The organism is Pseudomonas benzenivorans (assembly GCF_033547155.1).
In the GTDB taxonomy this organism is placed as follows: domain Bacteria; phylum Pseudomonadota; class Gammaproteobacteria; order Pseudomonadales; family Pseudomonadaceae; genus Aquipseudomonas; species Aquipseudomonas benzenivorans_B.
This window is the reverse complement of record NZ_CP137892.1, coordinates 840,833-859,753: the sequence shown is the minus strand read 5'-3', so window position 1 is coordinate 859,753 and position 18,921 is coordinate 840,833. Positions and strand designations below refer to the sequence as shown.

At 66.0% G+C, this 18,921-nt stretch carries 21 protein-coding genes and 3 tRNA genes; 13 read left to right on the top strand and 11 right to left on the bottom strand.

The features are described 5' to 3' along the window. The gene (locus SBP02_RS04000) at positions 1-318 is read left to right on the top strand and encodes a YkgJ family cysteine cluster protein (RefSeq protein WP_318645108.1); all 318 of its coding nucleotides are present in this window, start codon (positions 1-3) and stop codon (positions 316-318) included. Between the two features lie 65 nt (positions 319-383). Here the strand turns inward: SBP02_RS04000 and SBP02_RS03995 are convergent, their stop codons facing one another. The 6 genes from SBP02_RS03995 to hemA form a co-directional block, all read right to left on the bottom strand. Next, on the bottom strand, positions 384-899 hold the full coding sequence (locus tag SBP02_RS03995) for an acyloxyacyl hydrolase (protein WP_318645107.1): 516 nt from the start codon (positions 897-899) through the stop codon (positions 384-386). A 119-nt stretch (positions 900-1,018) separates the two neighbouring features. Further along, positions 1,019-1,807 carry a glutamate racemase gene (gene murI / locus SBP02_RS03990; RefSeq protein WP_318645106.1) on the bottom strand — a complete coding sequence of 263 codons (789 nt, stop codon included), beginning with the start codon at positions 1,805-1,807 and terminating at the stop codon, positions 1,019-1,021. Next, positions 1,797-2,555, bottom strand: coding sequence for a molybdopterin-synthase adenylyltransferase MoeB (locus tag SBP02_RS03985; RefSeq protein WP_318646294.1), 759 nt, complete (start codon positions 2,553-2,555; stop codon positions 1,797-1,799). Before SBP02_RS03985 ends, murI begins: the two co-directional genes overlap by 11 nt. 7 nt (positions 2,556-2,562) lie before the next feature. Beyond that, positions 2,563-3,396, bottom strand: coding sequence for a peptide chain release factor N(5)-glutamine methyltransferase (prmC, locus tag SBP02_RS03980; RefSeq protein ID WP_318645105.1), 834 nt, complete (start codon positions 3,394-3,396; stop codon positions 2,563-2,565). A 107-nt stretch (positions 3,397-3,503) separates the two neighbouring features. Further along, entirely contained in the window at positions 3,504-4,586 is a 1,083-nt protein-coding gene (gene prfA / locus SBP02_RS03975) for a peptide chain release factor 1 (protein ID WP_318645104.1), read from the bottom strand. After that, the gene (gene hemA, locus SBP02_RS03970; protein WP_318645103.1) at positions 4,583-5,863 is read right to left on the bottom strand and encodes a glutamyl-tRNA reductase; all 1,281 of its coding nucleotides are present in this window, start codon (positions 5,861-5,863) and stop codon (positions 4,583-4,585) included. The genes prfA and hemA overlap by 4 nt, the downstream gene beginning before the upstream one ends. 186 nt (positions 5,864-6,049) lie before the next feature. Here hemA and SBP02_RS03965 point away from each other — a divergent pair, with 186 nt between their 5' ends. The 10 genes from SBP02_RS03965 to SBP02_RS03920 all read left to right on the top strand — a co-directional run bounded on the left by SBP02_RS03965 (position 6,050) and on the right by SBP02_RS03920 (position 13,172). Beyond that, positions 6,050-7,777 carry a tetratricopeptide repeat protein gene (locus SBP02_RS03965; RefSeq protein ID WP_318645102.1) on the top strand — a complete coding sequence of 576 codons (1,728 nt, stop codon included), beginning with the start codon at positions 6,050-6,052 and terminating at the stop codon, positions 7,775-7,777. Then, complete coding sequence (gene lolB, locus SBP02_RS03960) at positions 7,777-8,394, top strand: lipoprotein insertase outer membrane protein LolB (RefSeq protein WP_318646293.1); 618 nt, start codon at positions 7,777-7,779, stop codon at positions 8,392-8,394. Before SBP02_RS03965 ends, lolB begins: the two co-directional genes overlap by 1 nt. Then, positions 8,391-9,266 carry a 4-(cytidine 5'-diphospho)-2-C-methyl-D-erythritol kinase gene (gene ispE, locus SBP02_RS03955; RefSeq protein ID WP_318645101.1) on the top strand — a complete coding sequence of 292 codons (876 nt, stop codon included), beginning with the start codon at positions 8,391-8,393 and terminating at the stop codon, positions 9,264-9,266. Before lolB ends, ispE begins: the two co-directional genes overlap by 4 nt. Before the next feature lie 25 nt (positions 9,267-9,291). After that, positions 9,292-9,366 (top strand) — tRNA-Gln (locus SBP02_RS03950). A gap of 54 nt (positions 9,367-9,420) precedes the next feature. Continuing rightward, a tRNA-Gln gene (locus SBP02_RS03945) sits at positions 9,421-9,495 on the top strand. Positions 9,496-9,540: 45 nt separating this feature from the next. Then, a complete protein-coding gene (locus tag SBP02_RS03940) occupies positions 9,541-10,482 on the top strand; it encodes a ribose-phosphate pyrophosphokinase (RefSeq protein WP_208708453.1) in 942 nt (313 codons plus the stop codon). A 113-nt stretch (positions 10,483-10,595) separates the two neighbouring features. Next, positions 10,596-11,225, top strand: a complete 630-nt coding sequence (locus SBP02_RS03935) for a 50S ribosomal protein L25/general stress protein Ctc (RefSeq protein WP_318645100.1) — start codon at positions 10,596-10,598, stop codon at positions 11,223-11,225. A 68-nt stretch (positions 11,226-11,293) separates the two neighbouring features. Continuing rightward, a complete protein-coding gene (pth, locus tag SBP02_RS03930; protein WP_318645099.1) occupies positions 11,294-11,878 on the top strand; it encodes an aminoacyl-tRNA hydrolase in 585 nt (194 codons plus the stop codon). Positions 11,879-11,917: 39 nt separating this feature from the next. Then, positions 11,918-13,018 (top strand): redox-regulated ATPase YchF, encoded by a 1,101-nt coding sequence (gene ychF, locus SBP02_RS03925; protein ID WP_318645098.1) that lies wholly within the window; start codon positions 11,918-11,920, stop codon positions 13,016-13,018. A gap of 77 nt (positions 13,019-13,095) precedes the next feature. Beyond that, positions 13,096-13,172: transfer RNA gene (locus tag SBP02_RS03920), tRNA-Met, on the top strand. A gap of 89 nt (positions 13,173-13,261) precedes the next feature. On the opposite strand, the gene SBP02_RS03915 is transcribed toward SBP02_RS03920, so the two are convergent. Both SBP02_RS03915 and SBP02_RS03910 read right to left on the bottom strand, forming a co-directional pair. Continuing rightward, positions 13,262-13,681: a type II toxin-antitoxin system VapC family toxin gene (locus tag SBP02_RS03915; RefSeq protein ID WP_318645097.1), complete on the bottom strand. Its 420-nt coding sequence runs from the start codon at positions 13,679-13,681 to the stop codon at positions 13,262-13,264. Beyond that, positions 13,678-13,923 (bottom strand): FitA-like ribbon-helix-helix domain-containing protein, encoded by a 246-nt coding sequence (locus SBP02_RS03910; protein ID WP_318645096.1) that lies wholly within the window; start codon positions 13,921-13,923, stop codon positions 13,678-13,680. The genes SBP02_RS03915 and SBP02_RS03910 overlap by 4 nt, the downstream gene beginning before the upstream one ends. 436 nt (positions 13,924-14,359) lie before the next feature. On the opposite strand from SBP02_RS03910, the gene SBP02_RS03905 reads away from it, so the two are divergent. Further along, positions 14,360-15,031: a hypothetical protein gene (locus SBP02_RS03905; RefSeq protein WP_318645095.1), complete on the top strand. Its 672-nt coding sequence runs from the start codon at positions 14,360-14,362 to the stop codon at positions 15,029-15,031. Positions 15,032-15,207: 176 nt separating this feature from the next. Here the strand turns inward: SBP02_RS03905 and SBP02_RS03900 are convergent, their stop codons facing one another. The 3 genes from SBP02_RS03900 to SBP02_RS03890 all read right to left on the bottom strand — a co-directional run bounded on the left by SBP02_RS03900 (position 15,208) and on the right by SBP02_RS03890 (position 18,350). Then, positions 15,208-16,113 carry a DMT family transporter gene (locus SBP02_RS03900; protein ID WP_318645094.1) on the bottom strand — a complete coding sequence of 302 codons (906 nt, stop codon included), beginning with the start codon at positions 16,111-16,113 and terminating at the stop codon, positions 15,208-15,210. Next, on the bottom strand, positions 16,110-16,313 hold the full coding sequence (locus SBP02_RS03895) for a hypothetical protein (protein ID WP_318645093.1): 204 nt from the start codon (positions 16,311-16,313) through the stop codon (positions 16,110-16,112). The genes SBP02_RS03900 and SBP02_RS03895 overlap by 4 nt, the downstream gene beginning before the upstream one ends. 96 nt (positions 16,314-16,409) lie before the next feature. Beyond that, positions 16,410-18,350: a bifunctional metallophosphatase/5'-nucleotidase gene (locus tag SBP02_RS03890; protein ID WP_318645092.1), complete on the bottom strand. Its 1,941-nt coding sequence runs from the start codon at positions 18,348-18,350 to the stop codon at positions 16,410-16,412. Between the two features lie 211 nt (positions 18,351-18,561). Between SBP02_RS03890 and SBP02_RS03885 the strand changes: the two genes are divergently transcribed. Then, positions 18,562-18,921, top strand: coding sequence for a serine kinase/phosphatase (locus tag SBP02_RS03885; RefSeq protein WP_318645091.1), 360 nt, complete (start codon positions 18,562-18,564; stop codon positions 18,919-18,921).

The window sequence follows — 18,921 nt, the reverse complement described above, 5'->3', positions numbered from 1 at the left end:
ATGAGTCATCTCCCGCCCATTGCCCACACCCAACTGCCCGACGAGCCGGCGGTCAGCTGCGCCAACTGCGCCGCCTGCTGTTGCCAGCTGGAAGTCATACTGCTCGGCGACACCGGGGTGCCGCAGCGTTTCATCGGCACCGACGCCTGGGGCGGCGAGGTGATGCGCCGACTCGACGACGGCTGGTGCGCGGCGCTGGATCGCGACAGCATGCGCTGCAGCATCTACGCACAGCGCCCATTGATCTGCCGCGAATTCGAGATGGGCTCGGCCGAGTGCCTGGACGAACGCCGCGGCATGGCCGGCATCTATCGCTGAGCGTGCCCCGCCGAAACGAAAAAACCGGGCCATGGCCCGGTTTTTTTGCGGTCTGACGCCGCCCCTTAGAAGCTCAGGCGGTAATGCAGGGTATAGGCCTCGATGCCGTTGTTCGGCTCCTTGAGCCCGGCATTGGAATAGTGCAGCGCGCGCAGGCCGAGTTCCTGGTCGGCGAAGCGCAGGCCGACACCGAGGCGATCCTCGAACTGGAAGGACGAGCCCAGCTTGCTGCCTTCCAGCTCGGTGCTGGAGAAGAAGGCCACGCCGATGCCGGCCTCGATATAGGGCCGCACACTGTCGCCGGCGAACTCGTAGACCAGCACCGGCGAGAAGGACAGGCTGTGGTTGCTGGCCGTCTCGTCGCCCTCCCAGAAGGTGTAGCCGGCATCCCAGTAGCCGCCCAGGTGACCGGTCGAACTCTCCAGCCAGCGGCTGCTGAAATCGAACTGGGTGCCCACGCGATAGACCATGGTCGATTCGTCGGTACTGCCCACGGCGAAGGTCACGTCGGCCGCCTGCGCGGATACCACCGGCCCCATGGTCAAGGCTGCAAGGGCAGCCAAAGCAAACAACTTCTTCATTGGAAATTTCCTTTTATCACCAGGTCACGGGAGCGCCCCGCACAGTCACCTGAAAGTATCGAACTCATTGTTATTAATACAAGCAGACAATTGCATAACAGCAGCCCGTCCCGCCGCTGTCAAAGCCCCTGCACCGCGGCCGCCTCGCCCCACAGCAGCGGCAGCACCGCCTGCATCCGCCCGGGCTCGCCGCTGCTCCAGAAACGTGCGGCTTGCGCCGGGCCCTCGGCCAGCAATCGCTGCTCGCCGAGGCGCCGCTTGAGCTGCCGGGCCACCGCGGCGCCGGTGTCGATCAGGCTGACCGACTCGGGCACCAGAGTGCGCAGCAGCGGCTTGATGAAGGGGTAATGGGTACAGCCGAGGATCAGGGTGTCGCAGCCCTCGGCCAGCAACGGGGCGACGTAGCCCTGGAGCAGCTCGCGGGTCGCCGCGCCGTCCAGCTCGCCGGCCTCGATGCACTCCACCAGCCCCGGACAGGGCTGGGTGATCACCCGCACATCGCCGGCGAAACGGTCGAGCAGCGCGGCGAACTTGGCGCTTTTGAGGGTACCTGTGGTGGCCAGCACGCCGACCACGCCGGAGCGGGTGGCCGCCGCCGCCGGCTTGACCGCCGGCTCCATGCCGATGATCGGCAGGTGCGGATAGCGCTCGCGCAGCTCGGCCACCCCGGCCACCGTGGCGGTGTTGCAGGCCAGCACCAGGGCCTTGGCGCCCTGCGCCAGGAGAAAGCCGGCGAGGGTGTGGCAGCGCTCGGAGATAAACTCCGCACTCTTCTCGCCGTAGGGCACATGGCCGCTGTCGGCCACGTAGAGCAGGGATTCGGCCGGCAGCAGGGCACGGATCTCGCCCAGTACCGAGAGGCCGCCGACGCCGGAGTCGAAGACCCCGATCGGCGCGCTATTCGCCACGCCCGCCCCCGCACACGGCACAGCCCGGGTCGCGCTTGACCCGCAACTCGCGAAAGCGCGAGCCCAGGGCATCGACCAGCAGCAACCGGCCGACCAGCGGCTCGCCGAAGCCGGCCAGCAGCTTCAGCGCCTCCAGCGCCTGCAGGCTGCCGACCAGACCGACCAGCGGACCGACCACGCCGGCCTCGCTGCAGGTCAGCTCGGCTTCGCTGCCGTGACCGTACAGACAGTGGTAGCAGGGGCTGTCGTCACGCCGCGGATCGAACACCGACAGCTGGCCTTCCAGGCGGATCGCCGCGCCGCTGACCAGGGGCTTGCCCGCGGCGACGCAGGCGGCGTTGACCGCCTCGCGGGTACCGAAGTTGTCGCAGCAGTCGAGCACCAGGTCCACCGCCGCCACCGCGGCGGCCAGCGAGTCGGCATCCAGGGCCGTGCGGTGGGCCTGCAGGCGCACCTGCGGATTGAGCGCCGCCAGCCGCGCCATGGCCGAGTCGACCTTGCTCCGGCCGATGCCCTGGCTGTCGTGGACGATCTGCCGCTGCAGGTTGGTCAGGTCTACCGCGTCGAAATCGGCCAGGTGCAGCTCGCCGACCCCGGCCGCCGCCAGGTACAGCGCCACGGGCGAACCCAGGCCGCCGAGGCCGACGATCAGCACCCGGCTGTGCTTGAGGCGCAGCTGGCCGTCGACGTCGATCTGCGACAGGAGTATCTGCCGGCTGTAGCGCAGCAGTTCGTCATCGCTCAGCATATCGTGCTCATTCATGATGGAACCGTCCCAGACTGATGCGTTCGTGACCACCCAGGTCGCGCTTGCTCTGCACCTCGGCGAAACCGCGGCCGGCCAGCAGCTCGCGCACCGCCGCGGCCTGCTCGAAGCCGTGCTCTAGCAGCAGCCAGGCCCCGGACTGCAGATGCTCCGGGGCCTGCGCGACGATCCGACGGATATCGTCCAGGCCATCGGCACCGGCGACCAGGGCGCTGCTCGGCTCGAAGCGCACATCGCCCTGACTCAGGTGCCCATCTGCGGCGGCGATATAAGGCGGGTTGCTGACGATCAGGTCGTAGCGCTGCCCGCCCAGGGCGGCGAACCAGTGGCTCTCGAGGAACTCGGCATTACTCAGCTGCAGGCGCTGGCGGTTGCGCTCGGCCAGGGCCACCGCCTCGGGCACCCTGTCCACCCCGCTCACCCGCCAGCCCGGTCGCTCGCTGGCCAGGGCCAGGGCGATGGCGCCGGTGCCGGTGCCCAGGTCGAGCACCGCCGCCGGAGTGGCCGGCAGCAAGCCCAGGGCGGTCTCCACCAGCAGCTCGGTGTCCGGCCGCGGAATCAGGGTGTGCGGCGCCACCTCCAGCTCCAGGCTCCAGAAACCCTGGTGGCCGAGGATATAGGCCACCGGCTCGCCGGCCCGGCGCCGCGCCAGGTCGGCGGCGAAGCGCGCCGCCGCCTCGGCCTCGACCTCGCGCTCGGGCCAGGTGCGCAGGTAGCTGCGCGACGTGCCCAGGGCATGGGCCAGCAGCAGCTCGGCGTCCAGCCGCGGGGTCGGCGAGTCGGGCAGTGCGGCGGTGTTGAGCAGCGATTCGATAGTGGTCATCGGGGCGGCTATCTCACGTCGGGTGGATCGGGGCGCGTAGCTCGCGCGCTATCGATCCACCGTGGGAACCTCAGGTGGATGAGCACGCGTCATCCACCCTACAACTCTCAATCGCCCAGAGCCGCCAGCTGGTCGGCCTGGTACTCGGCCAGCAGCGGCTCGATCACCGCCTCGACGCCCCCGGCCATGACCTCGCTCAGGGCGTACAGGGTCAGGTTGATGCGGTGGTCGGTGACCCGGCCCTGGGGGAAGTTGTAGGTGCGGATGCGCTCGGAGCGGTCGCCGGAGCCCACCAGCAGCTTGCGCGTGTCGGAAATTTCCTTGTGTGCCGCCGCCTCCTGCTGGTCCTTGAGCTTGGCGGCGAGCCAGGCCATGGCCTTGGCGCGGTTCTTGTGCTGCGAGCGCTCCTCCTGGCATTCGACCACTATGCCGGTGGGGATGTGGGTGATGCGGATCGCCGAGTCGGTGGTGTTGACGTGCTGGCCACCGGCGCCGGAGGAGCGGTAGGTGTCGACCCGCAGGTCGGCCGGGTTGATCTCGATGGCCGCCTGCTCGTCCGGCTCCGGCAGCACCGCCACGGTGCAGGCCGAGGTGTGGATACGGCCCTGGGACTCGGTCTCCGGCACGCGCTGCACGCGGTGGGCGCCGGACTCGAACTTGAGCTTGGCGTAGACGTTCTCGCCCTCGACCCGGGCGATCACCTCCTTGAAACCGCCGTGCTCGCCCTCGTTGGCCGACAGCACCTCGACCCGCCAGCCCTGCTTCTCGGCGTAGCGCGAGTACATGCGGAACAGGTCGCCGGAGAAGATCGCCGCCTCGTCGCCGCCGGTGCCGGCGCGCACCTCCAGGTAGACGTTGCGCCCGTCGTTGGGGTCCTTGGGCAACAGCATGCGCTGCAGGCTGTCCTCCAGCTCGACCAGCCGGGCCTTGGCCTCGGCCACTTCTTCCTCGGCCATCTCGCGCAGGTCCGGGTCGCTGTCCTTGAGCAGGGCCTGGGCGCCCTCGAGGTCGTCCTGCACCTTGCGGAACTGGCGAAACGCCAGGATCACCGGCTCGATCTCGGCGTACTCCTTGGAGTAGGCGCGGAACTGGTTCTGCTTGGCGATCACCTCGGCATCGCCGAGCAGTGCGGTCAGCTCTTCGAAACGATCCTGCAGCAGGTCGAGTTTGTTGATCAGCGAGGCTTTCATGAAAGGCTTTTGTCCGACGGCACGCCCTCGTCGAGGGCAAAGAGTTCCTGGGCCACGGCCAGCGCATCGACGCGGCCCTCGGCGGAGAGTTTCTTCAGCTGCACGCTGGGCGCATGCAGCAGCTTGTTGGTCAGGCCCCGCGCCAGCTGGGCCAGTACCTCATCGGCCGAGGCGCCCTTGCCGAGCAGGCGCTGGGCCTTGGCCAGCTCCTCGTCGCGCAGGCGCTCGGCCTGCTGGCGATAGGCCTTGAGCACGTCCACCGCGGCCAGCTCGCGCAGGCGCAGCATGAAGTCCTCGGCGCCGACGCTGACCAGCTCCTCGGCGGCCTGGGCCGCGCCCTGGCGGCTCTTGAGGTTCTCCGCGATGACCTCGTGCAGGTCGTCGACGGTGTAGAGATAGACGTCGTCCAGCTGGCCGACCTGGGGTTCGATGTCGCGCGGCACGGCGATGTCGACCATGAAGATCGGCTTGTGCTTGCGCCGCTTCAGCGCGCTTTCCACCGCGCCCTTGCCGAGGATCGGCAGCTGGCTGGCGGTGGAGCTGATGACGATGTCGCTGCTGACCAGCTCCTGGGGGATGTCCGAGAGCAGCACCGCGTGGGCACCGAACTGTTCGGCCAGGCTGCTGGCGCGCTCCAGGGTGCGGTTGGCCACGACGATGCGCTTGACCCCCTGCTCGTACAGGTGACGGGCGACCAGGGTGATGGTCTCGCCGGCGCCGATCAGCAGGGCCTGGCTGTCGTGCAGGTCGCTGAAGATCTGCTTGGCCAGGCTGACCGCGGCGAAGGCCACCGACACCGGGTTCTCGCCGATGGCGGTATCGGTGCGCACCGTCTTGGCGGTGCTGAAGGTGGCCTGGAACAACCGGCCGAGCAGCGGTCCCAGGGTGCCGGCCTCGCGGGCCACGGCGTAGGCGGACTTCATCTGACCGAGGATCTGCGGTTCACCCAGGACCATGGAGTCCAGCCCGGACGCCACGCGCATCATATGGCGCACCGCCGCGTCGTCCTGGTGCACGTAGGCGCAGGCACGCAGGTCGTCGAGGCTGAGCCGGTGATAGTCGGCCAGCCAGGCCAGCACCGCATCCACGCCCAGGTCGTCCTGCTCGAGGTACAGCTCGCTGCGGTTGCAGGTCGAGAGGATCGCCGCCTCGCGGCTGGCGGTACGCAGGCACAGCTGCTGCAACGCTTCAACCAACTGCTCCGGGGTGAAGGCCACGCGTTCGCGGACGGCCACCGAGGCGGTTTTGTGGTTGATGCCGAGGGCGATGAAGGCCATGCAAGGTCGCTGACTAGAAAGGGAAGCGGGCAATTGTCCTACGTCGCCGAGGTGAGAACAACCACCGCCGTCTATTGTCCCAGTAGCCGCAGTGCCACGGCAATCCGCCGGCAACGCTTGCCCCATGGGCTTGCCCAGCGGCTTGTGTCATGATGGCCCGACCGCAGGTGAGCCCTCTTTTCCCCTATGAATAGATCCTTCGCGTTACTGACCGCCCTGGCCCTACTGGGTGGTTGCCAAGCCTTCAGCCCTTCGGCGCCGGACGGCACCCCGCCGGTGGAAGAGGCCAGCCCTGCCGCTGCGAGCGAACCCAAGGTATATGCCTCCTTCGACAAGGAGACCCTGTTCGCCCTGCTCACCGCCGAACTGGCCGGACAGCGCAATCGCTTCGACATCGCCCTGGGCAACTACGTGCAGCAGGCCAACGCGACCCAGGACGCCGGGGTCGCCGAGCGCGGCTTCCGCATCGCCGAATACCTCGGCGCCGAGCAGGCGGCCCTGGATACCGCGCTGATCTGGGCCAAGAATGCCCCGGACAACCTCGACGCCCAGCGCGCCGCAGCCGTGCAACTGGCTCGCGCCGGGCGCTACGACGAGTCCATGCACTACATGGAAAGCGTGCTGCTGCGCCAGGGCAACACCCACTTCGACTTCCTCGCCCTGTCCGCCGCGGAAACCGATCCGGACACCCGCGCCGGCCTGCTGCAGAGCTTCGACCGCCTGCTGGACAAGCACCCGGACAATGGCCAGCTACTGTTCGGCAAGGCCTTGCTGCTGCAGCAGGACGAACGATCCGAGGAGGCCCTGGAACTGCTCGAGACCCAGGCGAGCAAACTCGACGAGGTGGCGCCGCTGCTGCTGCGGGCGCGCCTGCTGCAACAGCTCGAGCGCGGCGAGGAAGCCATGCCCCTGCTGGAACAGGGCCTCGAGCGCCACCCGCAAGACAAGCGCCTGCGCCTGACCTATGCGCGCCTGCTGGTCCAGCAGGACCGCCTGGACGACGCCAAGGGTGAGTTCACCACCCTGCTGCAGCAACACCCCGACGACGACGACCTGCGCTTTTCCCTGGCCTTGGTGTGCCTGGAGGCCGAGGCCTGGCGTGAGGCCATCGTCTATCTGGAAGAGCTGGTCGAGCGTGGCAGCCATGTCGATGCCGCCCACTACAACCTGGCCCGCGCCTATGAGGCCATCGACGAGCCGGAGAGCGCGCTGATCGAATACGCCCTGGTCGGCCCCAGCAACGACTTCCTGCCGGCCCAGGCCCGCCAAACCGACCTGCTGCTGGCCAAGCAGCGTGGCGCCGAGGCCTCCACACGCCTGCGCAAGGCCCGCGAGGCCCAGCCCGACTATGCCATCCAGCTGTACCTGATCGAGTCAGAGGCCCTCGCCAAGCAGGACCGGCCCGACGCCGCCTGGGACCTGATCGGCCAAGCGCTGGAGCAGTACCCGGACGACCTCAACCTGCTCTACACCCGCGCCATGCTGGCCGAGAAACGCGACGACCTGAGCCAGCTGGAACAGGACCTGCGCTTCATTCTCGAGCGCGAACCGGACAATGCCCTGGCCCTCAACGCCCTCGGCTACACCCTGGCCGACCGCACCACCCGCTACGCCGAGGCCAAGGAGCTGATCGAGCAGGCCTACCGAATCAACCCGGACGACCCGGCCATTCTCGATAGCCTGGGCTGGGTCAATTATCGCCTGGGCAACCTGGAAGTGGCCGAGCGCCTGCTGCGCCAGGCCCTGCAGCGCCTCCCCGACCACGAAGTCGCCGCCCATCTCGGCGAAGTCCTCTGGGCCCGCGGCAAGCAGCGCGAGGCCAGGAAGGTCTGGGCCGGCGCCCTGAAGGAACAGCCCGACAGCACCATACTGCGCAGCACCCTGCTGCGCCTGACCGGCTCCGAGACCCTATGATGTCGCTACGCCCCTTTCTCCTCTTCGCCCTGATCGCCCTGCTCTCCGGCTGCGCCGGCCTGACCTCCCGCGAAGCCCTCGAGGGCCAAGGCGACCCGGACCGCTGGCGAGCACACAAGCAGCAGGTCGGCGCCCTCGACGCCTGGCAGATCAACGGCAAGGTCGGCATCCGCGCACCGCGCGACTCCGGCAGCGGCACGCTGTTCTGGCTGCAACGCCAGGATTACTACGACATCCGCCTGTCCGGCCCCCTGGGCCGCGGCGCGGCCCGCCTGACCGGGCGCCCGGGGGCGATCCTCCTAGAAGTGGCCAACCAGGGCCGCTACCAGGCCGCCTCGCCGGAAGCCCTGCTGCAACAGCAACTGGGCCTGAACCTGCCGGTCTCGCACCTGCTCTGGTGGATTCGTGGCCTGCCCTCCCCGGACAGCAAGAGCCGCCTGACCCTGGATGGCGACAGCCGCCTGGCCCAACTGAGCCAGGACGGCTGGCGCGTCGACTACCTGCGCTATGCCGAGCAGAACGGCTACTGGCTGCCCGAACGGATCAAACTCGACGGCCACGATCTGCAGGTCACCCTGGTGATCAAGGACTGGCAGCCACGCCAGCTCGGTCAATGAGCGGGGCGGCTATACCCCTCGGCGCCGCGCTGAGATTGCCGGCGCCGGCCAAGCTCAACCTGATGCTGCATATCCTCGGCCGCCGCGCGGACGGCTACCACGAACTGCAGACCCTGTTTCAGTTCCTCGACCACGGCGACGAGCTGGGTTTCGCTCTGCGCGAGGACGGCGAGATTCGCCTGCACAGCGCAATACCCGGCGTGAACCACGACAACAACCTGATCGTGCGCGCCGCGCGCCAACTGCAGCAGCACTCAGGCTGCCCGCTGGGCGCCGACATCTGGCTGGACAAGCGCCTGCCCCTGGGCGGCGGCATCGGCGGCGGCAGCTCGGATGCGGCCACCACCCTGCTCGGCCTCGATCACCTCTGGCAGCTGGGCTGGAGCGAGGACCGCCTGGCGGAGCTGGGCCTGGGCCTGGGCGCCGACGTGCCGGTGTTCGTCCGTGGCCGCGCGGCCTTCGCCGAAGGCGTCGGCGAGCAGCTCACCCCGGTCGAGCTCGCCGAACCCTGGTTCCTCGTAGCCGTTCCGCAAGTGCTTGTCAGCACAGCGGAAGTTTTCTCCGACCCTGAGTTGACACGGGATACGCCGCCCATTAAAGTTCGCAGCCTTCTTGAGGGGGGTGGTCGTAACGACTGCCAGCCGGTTGTCCAGAAGCGTTATCCAGAGGTTCGTAACGCTCTGATCTTGTTGAACAAATTTGTTCCTGCGAGATTGACCGGCACTGGAGCTTGTGTGTTTGGGAGCTTCCCAAACCGGGACGATGCTGATAAAGTCGCCCGCCAACTTCCAGCCGCTTTGCCGAGTTTTGTCGCTCAGGGCCGCAACGTTTCGATGTTGCACCGCAAGCTCGCAACTCTGGCCAAGAAGTGAATGCGTAAGAGTCAGTTGTATCAGTAGGGGCGTCGCCAAGCGGTAAGGCAGCAGGTTTTGATCCTGCCATGCGTTGGTTCGAATCCAGCCGCCCCTGCCATCAACACCACGGGTGTGATGAATCCGACTGACAGCATTGGGTTACACACGATACAGGGGCGTCGCCAAGCGGTAAGGCAGCAGGTTTTGATCCTGCCATGCGTTGGTTCGAATCCAGCCGCCCCTGCCATTTCTATACTCATCCAGGTATACCCTCAGCCGGCAGGTACTGCGCGTGTCCAAGATGATGGTCTTTACGGGGAATGCTAACCCCGATCTGGCGCGACGTATTGTTCGTCAGCTGCACATCCCCCTCGGCGATGCTTCTGTCGGTAAATTTTCCGACGGCGAAATCAGCATTGAAATCAACGAGAACGTCCGCGGTAAAGACGTCTTCCTGATCCAGCCGACGTGCGCGCCAACCAACGATAACCTGATGGAACTGGTGGTGATGGCCGACGCCTTCCGCCGCTCCTCGGCCACCCGAATCACCGCTGTCATCCCCTACTTCGGCTATGCCCGCCAGGATCGCCGTCCGCGCTCCGCCCGCGTGGCGATCAGCGCCAAGGTAGTGGCCGACATGCTCACCGTAGTAGGCATCGACCGTGTTCTCACCGTCGACCTGCACGCGGATCAGATTCAGGGCTTCTTCGATATCCCGGTCGACAACATCTACGGCTCCCCCGTACTGGTGGACGACATCGAAGACCAGCGCTTCGACAATTTGATGATCGTCTCCCCGGACATCGGCGGCGTGGTGCGTGCTCGCGCCGTGGCCAAGTCCCTGGGCGTGGACCTGGCGATCATCGACAAGCGTCGCGAGAAGGCCAACCACTCCGAGGTGATGCACATCATCGGCGACGTGGAAGGCCGCACCTGCATCCTGGTCGACGACATGGTGGACACCGCCGGCACCCTGTGCCACGCGGCCAAGGCGCTGAAGGAACATGGCGCGGCCAAGGTCTTCGCCTATGCCACGCACGCCGTGCTGTCGGGTCGCGCCATCGAGAACATCGAGAACTCCGTGCTGGACGAGCTGGTGGTGACCAACACCATCCCGCTGTCCGCCGCCGCGCAATCCTGCTCGCGCATTCGCCAGCTGGATATCGCCCCGGTAGTCGCTGAAGCGGTGCGCCGCATCAGCAATGAAGAATCGATCAGCGCGATGTTCCGTTAACCCGGAATCACCGCTGAACGAAATGCGCCCCGCCTCGAGCGGGGCTTTTTGCCCAACCGTCCGGTCGCTGGTCGCAAGCGTGAAGGACGGTTTGGTTATTTTGGAGAAATGAAATGACTGAATTTGCCCTGAATGCCGAAGTGCGTTCCGACCTGGGGAAAGGTGCGAGCCGCCGCCTGCGTCGTAACGCCAGCCTGGTTCCTGCCGTCATCTACGGCGGCGAGAAAGCCCCGCAATCGATCAGCCTGCTGGCCAAGGATTTCGCCAAGCTGCTGGAAAACGAAGCGGCTTTCAGCCACGTTCTGACCCTGAACGTCGCCGGCACCAACGAAAGCGTACTGATCAAGGCGCTGCAGCGTCACCCGGCCAAGGGCTTCGTCCTGCATGCCGACTTCCAGCGCGTGATCGCCGGCCAGAAGCTGACCGCCCACGTTCCGCTGCACTTCCTCAACGAAGAAACCGCAGTTGGCGTCAAGCAAGGCGGCGGCGAAATCTCCCACACCCTGGTGGAAGTGGAAGTTTCCTGCCTGCCGAAGGACCTGCCGGAGTTCATCGAAGTCGATCTGGCCAAGGTCGAGCTGGGCCAAGTCGTACACCTGTCCGACCTGAGCCTGCCGAAGGGCGTCGAGCTGGTGGCACTGGCTCACGGTAACGACCTGGCCGTGGCCAACATCCACGCTTCCCGCGTCGTGAAGGAAGAAAGCGAAGCAGAAAGCGAAGAAGGTGAAGGCGCTGCCGAGTAATACTCGCACTGCCGAAAACAGCCCGCTCACTTCGGTGGCCGGGCTATTTTCACGAAAGGGCTCCTGACATGACTGCCGTACAACTGATCGTCGGCCTGGGTAACCCCGGCCCCGAATACGACCAGACCCGGCACAATGCAGGGGCCCTTTTCGTTGAGCGCCTGGCAGCCAGCCAGGGCGCCAACCTGAGCGTCGATCGCAAGTATTTCGGCCTGGTGGGCAAGTTCAGCCACCAGGGCCGCGACGTTCGTCTGCTGATCCCCACCACCTACATGAACCGCAGCGGCCAGTCCGTGGCGGCGCTGGCGAAATTCTTCCGCATCCCAGCGGAAGCGATTCTGGTGGCTCACGACGAACTCGACATGCCCCCCGGCGTCGCCAAACTCAAACAGGGTGGCGGGCACGGTGGCCATAACGGGCTGCGCGACATCATCGCCCAGCTCGGCAATCAGAATAATTTCTTCCGCCTGCGGCTCGGCATCGGCCACCCCGGGCACAGCAGCATGGTCTCCGGCTACGTGCTCGGCCGCGCCCCGCGCAGCGAGCAGGAGCTGCTCGATACCAGCATCGATTTCGCCCTCGGCGTGCTACCGCAAATGCTCGCCGGCGACTGGTCCAAGGCCATGCAACAACTGCACAGCCAGAAAGCCTGACCCTCTCTCCACCGAATTCACCTCCGCGAGGAACACACCATGGGATTCAACTGCGGCATCGTCGGCCTGCCCAACGTCGGCAAGTCCACCCTGTTCAATGCCCTGACCAAAGCCGGGATCAGCGCGGAGAACTTCCCCTTCTGCACCATCGAGCCGAACAGCGGCATCGTGCCCATGCCCGATGCGCGCTTGGACGCCCTGGCGGCCATCGTCAAGCCGGAGCGGGTGATCCCCACCACCATGGAGTTCGTCGACATCGCCGGCCTGGTCGCCGGCGCCTCCAAGGGCGAGGGTCTGGGCAACAAGTTCCTCGCCAATATCCGCGAGACCGACGCCATCGCCCACGTGGTGCGCTGCTTCCAGGACGACAACGTGATCCACGTGGCCAACACCGTCGACCCCAAGCGCGACATCGAGATCATCGAGCTGGAGCTGATCTTCGCCGACCTCGACAGCTGCGAGAAGCAGCTGCAGAAGGTCCAGCGCAACGCCAAGGGCGGCGACAAGGAAGCCGTGGCACAGAAGGCCCTGCTGGAGAAGCTGATCCCCCACTTCAGCGAGGGCAAGCCGGCCCGCACCCTGATGAAGACCCTGGCCGACGACGAGAAGCAGCTGGTCAAGGGCTTCCATCTGCTGACCAGCAAGCCGGTGATGTACATCGCCAACGTCGCCGAGGACGGCTTCGACAACAACCCGCTGCTCGACGTGGTCAACGCCATCGCCGCCGAGGAAGGCGCAGTGGTCGTGCCGGTGTGCAACAAGATCGAGGCGGAGATCGCCGAACTGGAAGACGGCGAGGAGAAGGACATGTTCCTCGAGTCCCTGGGCCTGGAAGAGCCCGGCCTCAACCGAGTGATCCGCGCCGGCTACGAGCTGCTCAACCTGCAGACCTACTTCACCGCCGGGGTCAAGGAAGTGCGCGCCTGGACCGTACGCATCGGCGCCACCGCCCCCCAGGCCGCCGCCGTGATCCACACCGACTTCGAGAAGGGCTTCATCCGCGCCGAAGTCATCGCCTACGACGACTTCATCCAGTACAAGGGCGAAGCCGGCGCCAAGGAAGCTGGCAAGTGGCGCCTGGAAGGCAAGGAGTACATCGTCAAGGACGGCGACGTCATGCACTTCCGCTTCAACGTCTAAGCGCTTGATCGCGCGCATAAATTTTCGCGAAACAGGGTTGACAGCCAGCCCGCTGACGCGAATAATGCGCGCCACTTGGCTACATAGCTCAGTCGGTTAGAGCGCAGCATTCATAATGCTGATGTCCCAGGTTCAAGTCCCGGTGTAGCCACCATACAAAACAAAGGGTTAGCGAAAGCTAGCCCTTTGTCGTTTCTGGCTCCAGACTACAAACAGACTACATCCCGACTACCGGGCTGTTTTCTAGGTGCTCCAAGGGTCTACCAGCTCCACGCCGAGCGACTCGAAATGACGGATGTTGCGCGTAGCTACTACCGCATCATGCAACCGGCCGATGGCCGCGATCTGCGCATCCGCCATATCCACTACCCTCCCCCGCGCCTCACTGGCCGCCGCTATCTCTGCGTAGTGCACTGCTGCATCCGCATCGAAAGGCAGAATGTTGCCGGCAAAGTCTTCATCAAACATGGCGGAAGCCAGATCCAACAAGCCTTGCTTGCGCTTGCCATCCGGCATCCGTGCGATGCCATACAGGATCTCGGCCACGGTGACTGAGCAGATCACCAACTCGCTAACAGACTGCGCGTCCACCCAGGCCAAGACCTGAGGTTCTGGCTTCGCTCGCATGAGTTCGGACAATACATTGGTATCAAGCAGGATCATTCATCAAAGCTCGCTGCTCGGGCTTTATCCTTGCGCTCTGGAAGCGCCAGTTCCCCCCCCCCCACGGCTGCGAATCGGGCATGGATGCGGCTGCCCAAGCCACCGCGCTTATCCTGACGAGAAAGGGCTTGGCGGATGATCATGCGCGCCTCCTCCTCCATTGAACGGCCGTGACTCGCCGCCACAACGCGCAGCTGCGCCTTGAGATCATCATCTAGGTTACGAATCGTGATGCTGGCCATATACCCCTCCGGCGCAACCAATGCAATCACTGATAGCATACACATATGCTGCGTGAAAGTCCCATTGGTGCAAAGGCGAAGCGACTACAGCCTGTCTACCTCATACCGCTCGTCGCCATTTTCGATCAAAAAATGAACAAATCCACATCCTGCTGCTCAGAAAGTAGCCAGACGACGGCGGCGGCATTCGCCTCGCTTTCATGCAAACCCCAGGAGCTTTTTCTCACAGGCACGAGTCATGTGCAGAGGGAGCTTTTTACTTTTGAAAGAGGAAATCGAATGACTAGAGGCTCATTCGCCAGGTTGTAAGCCGATTGGGCGCTTCATCTTGAGGCCGAGAATCGATACTGGACCCGTTTCTTAACTGCAAATGTAAAAACCCTAAATGACCCACAACTCCCTGATTGTGCGGCTCACCTGAATAAAAGAGGCAACCATGGATTTCACTATCATTACTGCGCTGTTTGAGCAGAAGACCACCATGGAGTTTATGCGCCTAGGGATAGTGTATGCGCACCTGATCGCTTGCTGTGTCGCCATCGGCATGGTGCTGAGCAGCGATTTCGCGATGATCAAAGAATTGTTCAAGGGGGGGAAATCCCACCTGCAGGACAGCCAGCACATGGAGAGCCTGCAGAAGTCCGTGTCCGCTGCGCTGGCGGTACTCTGGGTCAGTGGCATCGCCATCATCTGGCTCGACATCAATGCCAACGGCCTGTCCTATCTGCTCAATCCCAAGCTGCAGGCCAAGATCACCATCGTGATGCTGCTGACCTTCAACGGCATGCTGCTGCACGGTCTGGTGCTGCCCGCCCTGCAGAAGGCCGGCTCGCTGCTCGAGTTGAACTTCAGCATGCGCCTGTTCGCCCTGTTCGCCGGTGCGCTGTCGGGGGTTTCCTGGTTCTATGCCGCGATGCTGGGCGTCGGTCGCCCGCTGTCCTGGAAGTACTCGCTGACCGAAATCCTCGCCGCCTACCCGGTGATGATCGTCGGCGGCTTCGTCGCGATGGTGCTGCTCACCCAGTGGGCGAAGAAGCGTGAGGCGAACCAGGTTGGCGAACTTGCCCTCGCAACCGTGCCGCGTAACCCGGCCCTGGCTGGAGCCTGATCCACCGCACAGTGAGTGGCTGAATGGTTACCGCTCGCCGGGCGACGCCCTAGCCCGGCCCTGACGCCCCCGGACTCCAACGGCAGTGCTACTGCCTGCAGAGCTCGGGGGCGTCTTGCTTTGTCGGCCGCCCCCGGCAGCCGGGACGGGGTGCGCACTCCGAGCACCGCTCTGAATCAACGTCTGGCGGCCAACTGCGAGCCCAGCAGCAAGCCGGCGAAGATCAGGCCACCGCCCAGCCAGTGAAAGGGCTGCACCCCCTCCCCCAGCAACAGCCAGCCAAACACCGCGGTGAACACCGGCATCAGGTAATTGGACAACGCCGCCCTGGCGGCACCGAGCACACGCACGCCGTGGTTCCACGCCAGGTAGGCGAGCAGCGAGGCGAACACCGCCGTATAGGCGATGGCGCCCAGGTTGGCGGGGCTGACCGTGAAGCCCGCGCCCTGGGCCAGCTCGTAGAGGTAGAACGGCAGGATCAGCGGCAGGCCGAGCAGCATCAACGCCCCGAGCAGCGCCAGCGGCGGGATCGGCAACAGGTAGCGGGCCCAACGCCGCAGCAGCAGGGAGTACAGCGTCCAGTCGACCACCGCCAGCAGCATGATCAGGTCGCCCGGATTGAACGACAGCGCCAGCAGCCTCTCCAGGCTGCCCTGGCCGATCAACACCAGCAGACCGAGCGCCGCCAGGCCCATGCCCCACCAGGCGCGCCGCTGCGGCCATTCATCGAGGAGCAGACCGGCACCGATAAAGGTCATCAGCGGCAGGCAGGTATTGACCAGGGTGATGTTGATCGCCACTGTGGTCTGCGCGGCGCTGTACAGCAGCGAGTTGTAGCCGGCGATGCCCAGCCCGCCCAGCGCCAGCAGACGCCAACCGGCCTGACGCAGGGCCGCGCGATGGCGCCACAGCGGCAGCGCGGCGAACGGCAACAACAACGCAAGGGCCAGGCTCCAGCGCCAGAACGACAGGGCGAAGGGCGGAATCTCAGTGGAGAATGCCCGCGCCACCAGGGCGTTACCCGACCAGCAGAGCACCGCCAGCAAGAGCCCCAGCACAGCCAGCCCGTGGGAACGGCTCATACCCCCAGCCCCTGCCGAGCGAGCCCAGGCTGGGGGGCCGCCAGCGCCTGACTGCGGTTATGGGCCCCCTGGGCCATGGGGATATGGCTGACGCTGGCCAGCAGCTGGCACGCCCGCTTGGCGACCGATGCCGGGACATTCTGGATGATCGCCGTTGCCCGGCAGACCTCACTGTCGAAAAGGTGCTGTGGATCGTTCATGCCGCCTGCTCTGGAGAGTACCGAGGCGCACCATAAGGAGCCCACGGGACCTTTGGCAAGCCGGCCGTGACCGAGGTCACGGCCAGCGCAGGCGGCTCAGGCCGGCGCCAGGCGGGCGGCGCGACTGCGACGCAGGCGAGCGCAGAACCAATAGAGTGCCAGCAAGACGGCCACCAACAGCAGGCTGGCGCCCCACTGCAGCGGACCGGCATAACGGTACAGTGCGGCGGGGTGCAGGCTCGGCTCGCGCAGCATGCGTTGCTCGGCCGCCGCGCCCTGCACCGGGATGTCGGCCAGGCCATCGCCATCCAGGTCGGGCAGGCCGCGTACATGGTCGAGCAGGCCCTGCCACTCCTTGTACTCCTGCACCCCCGGCGTCGCCGGGTCGCTGTCGATGATCGCCGCCTTGAGGTCGACCAGCGGGCGCCCCTGAGCGTCCTTGGGCTGCACATCGAGCAGGCCCTTGGTCAGGTCGCCGACCAGCCAGGTGAAACTGCCGACGTAACTGGTGGCACCGATGCTGTAGAGCCGTGCGTCATCCAGATCCAGAGGCCGATAACCGCGCCGCGGGTCGCCCAGCTCGATGCGGCTGACCCGATCGAACGGCACCCGGTAGGGGTTATAGGCGAAGCGCAGACCGGACAGGCGTGGGTAGTAACTGCGGCTGTCGCGCATCTGGTAGGCCAGCAGCAGCACCTCCAGCAGGTTCTTCAGCTCCCGTCCCGTGACATACACCTTGAGCAACGGATAGCCCGGAGCATCGTCGAACTGGCCGATGCCCAGCGGGGCGATGCGGAACAGGTCGGAGACGCTCTGCACGCCATGGCGGCCCCGGATCAGGTCGTCGCGAATGGTGCCGTTGCCGGTGAAGGCCACATCGCTGCCGGTGGCCTGGCGCAAGGCGTCGGTGACCAGATTGGCCAGCACCGGGTCGGCAAAGTCACGGGTCAGGCTGCGCTCGACCCTGGCCAGCGGCTGATCGAAGGCGAAGCCCTTGGGTGCCAGCATGCGCTCGCCGACCACCCGTTTGAAGTCCTCGACCCGCGCGGTGATGGCCGCATCGCCGGCGATACGGTCGTCGATCGGGTGCAGCCGGTAATCGACCAGCTGCGTCTGGCCGCCGTCGTCCAGGCGCATGCGCAGCTCGCCGAGATACTGGATCTCCGAGCCGGCCTGCATCACCGGGGTGCGTCCGTTCACCAGCAGCGGCCGGGACAGGGCGGTGTGGGAGTGACCGCCGACCACCAGATCGATACCCGGCACCTGCTCGACCAGCTCCACCTCCTCGCCGCGCCAGCTGCCGTCGGCCTGCTCGACCACCCCCATGTGCGAGAGCAGGATCACCACCTCGGCGCCCTCCTCCTCCCGCAGTTTCTTGACCATGGCCCGGGCGGTGGCCACCGGATCGGCGAAGCGCAGCGGCTTGATCATGGGACTGACCGCCACCGCGTTGTTGCCGAGCAGGCCGAACAGGCCGAAACGGATGCCGCCCTTGTCGATCACCTTGTAGGGCAGGATGCGCCCGGCATCGTAGTGCGCCTGCAGGCTGTCGTCTTCCGGCCGTTCGGGGTCGAAGCCCAGGTTGCTCGCCAGCAGCGGCACCAGCGCCGGGCCCTGGGCCTGGTGCGCCGCGGCGATCATCGCCGCCAGACCGGCCGGACGGAAATCGAACTCATGGTTGCCCAGGGTCGCGCCGTCGTAGCCCAGCTCGCTGAGCAGACGCAGCTCGCCACCCAGCTCGCGGCTGAGGGTATGGAACAGCGTGCCCATGGTGAAATCGCCGCCGTCCAGCAGCAGCACCGGCTGCTCGCCGGCGGCCGCACGGCGCGCCGCGACCAGGCTGGCCAGGCGCGCGACGCCGCCGACCGTCGTGTCGTCGTGGGTGGTGGCCGGGCTGTACTCGTTGTTGGGGCCGAAGCCGAGCAGGCGCGACTGCCAGTCGTTGGTGTGCAGGATGGTGAAACTGCGCTCGGCGGCGGGCGCCAGGCCGGCCAGCAGCAGGCAGCAGATGGCGATCCAGGGGCGAAACGAAGGCATCGGGGGTCCTCTGACAAAAGGGCACTGACGGCGGCGGGCCGACCGACAGGCCCGGCAGTATCCTGCAACTCCGGCCGCCGGGCAGCGACGGATCGAGCCGCCGCCACTCGCCAATCGGGTCAGCGCCCTATCAGCCCCGACAGCTGGCCAGCGGAATCTTTCGTCGTCCGCGGCGTCCACCCTATGTAACCCCTGCAGAGGAGGCATCTAGATGCCTGCGACCCCAACCGACCGGGACCCGGACAGGCGCACAACAGTCGAGCAGGATGACACCCTGGACGACTTGCCGGAAGACGATGCGCCGGAACACGAGCTGATCGAGGAGTTCGAGCGCAGCCAGCGGCGGGAGGCCGGCCTGAGCGAAGACGCGCCGCCGGGACATGGGCCCGACAAGGACGACGCCGACCTGGAGGACCTGATCCACGAAGACGGCGCCCGCTCCCCCTACGAGGAAGGCGGCGAGCAGCCGGCGGACCATGAGCTGAGCGTCGTCGAGGAGGACGACAACGACTTCGGCCTGGAGGAAGACGAGCGCCCGACGCGACGCCCCCCGCCCGGCGCCGAGCGCTAG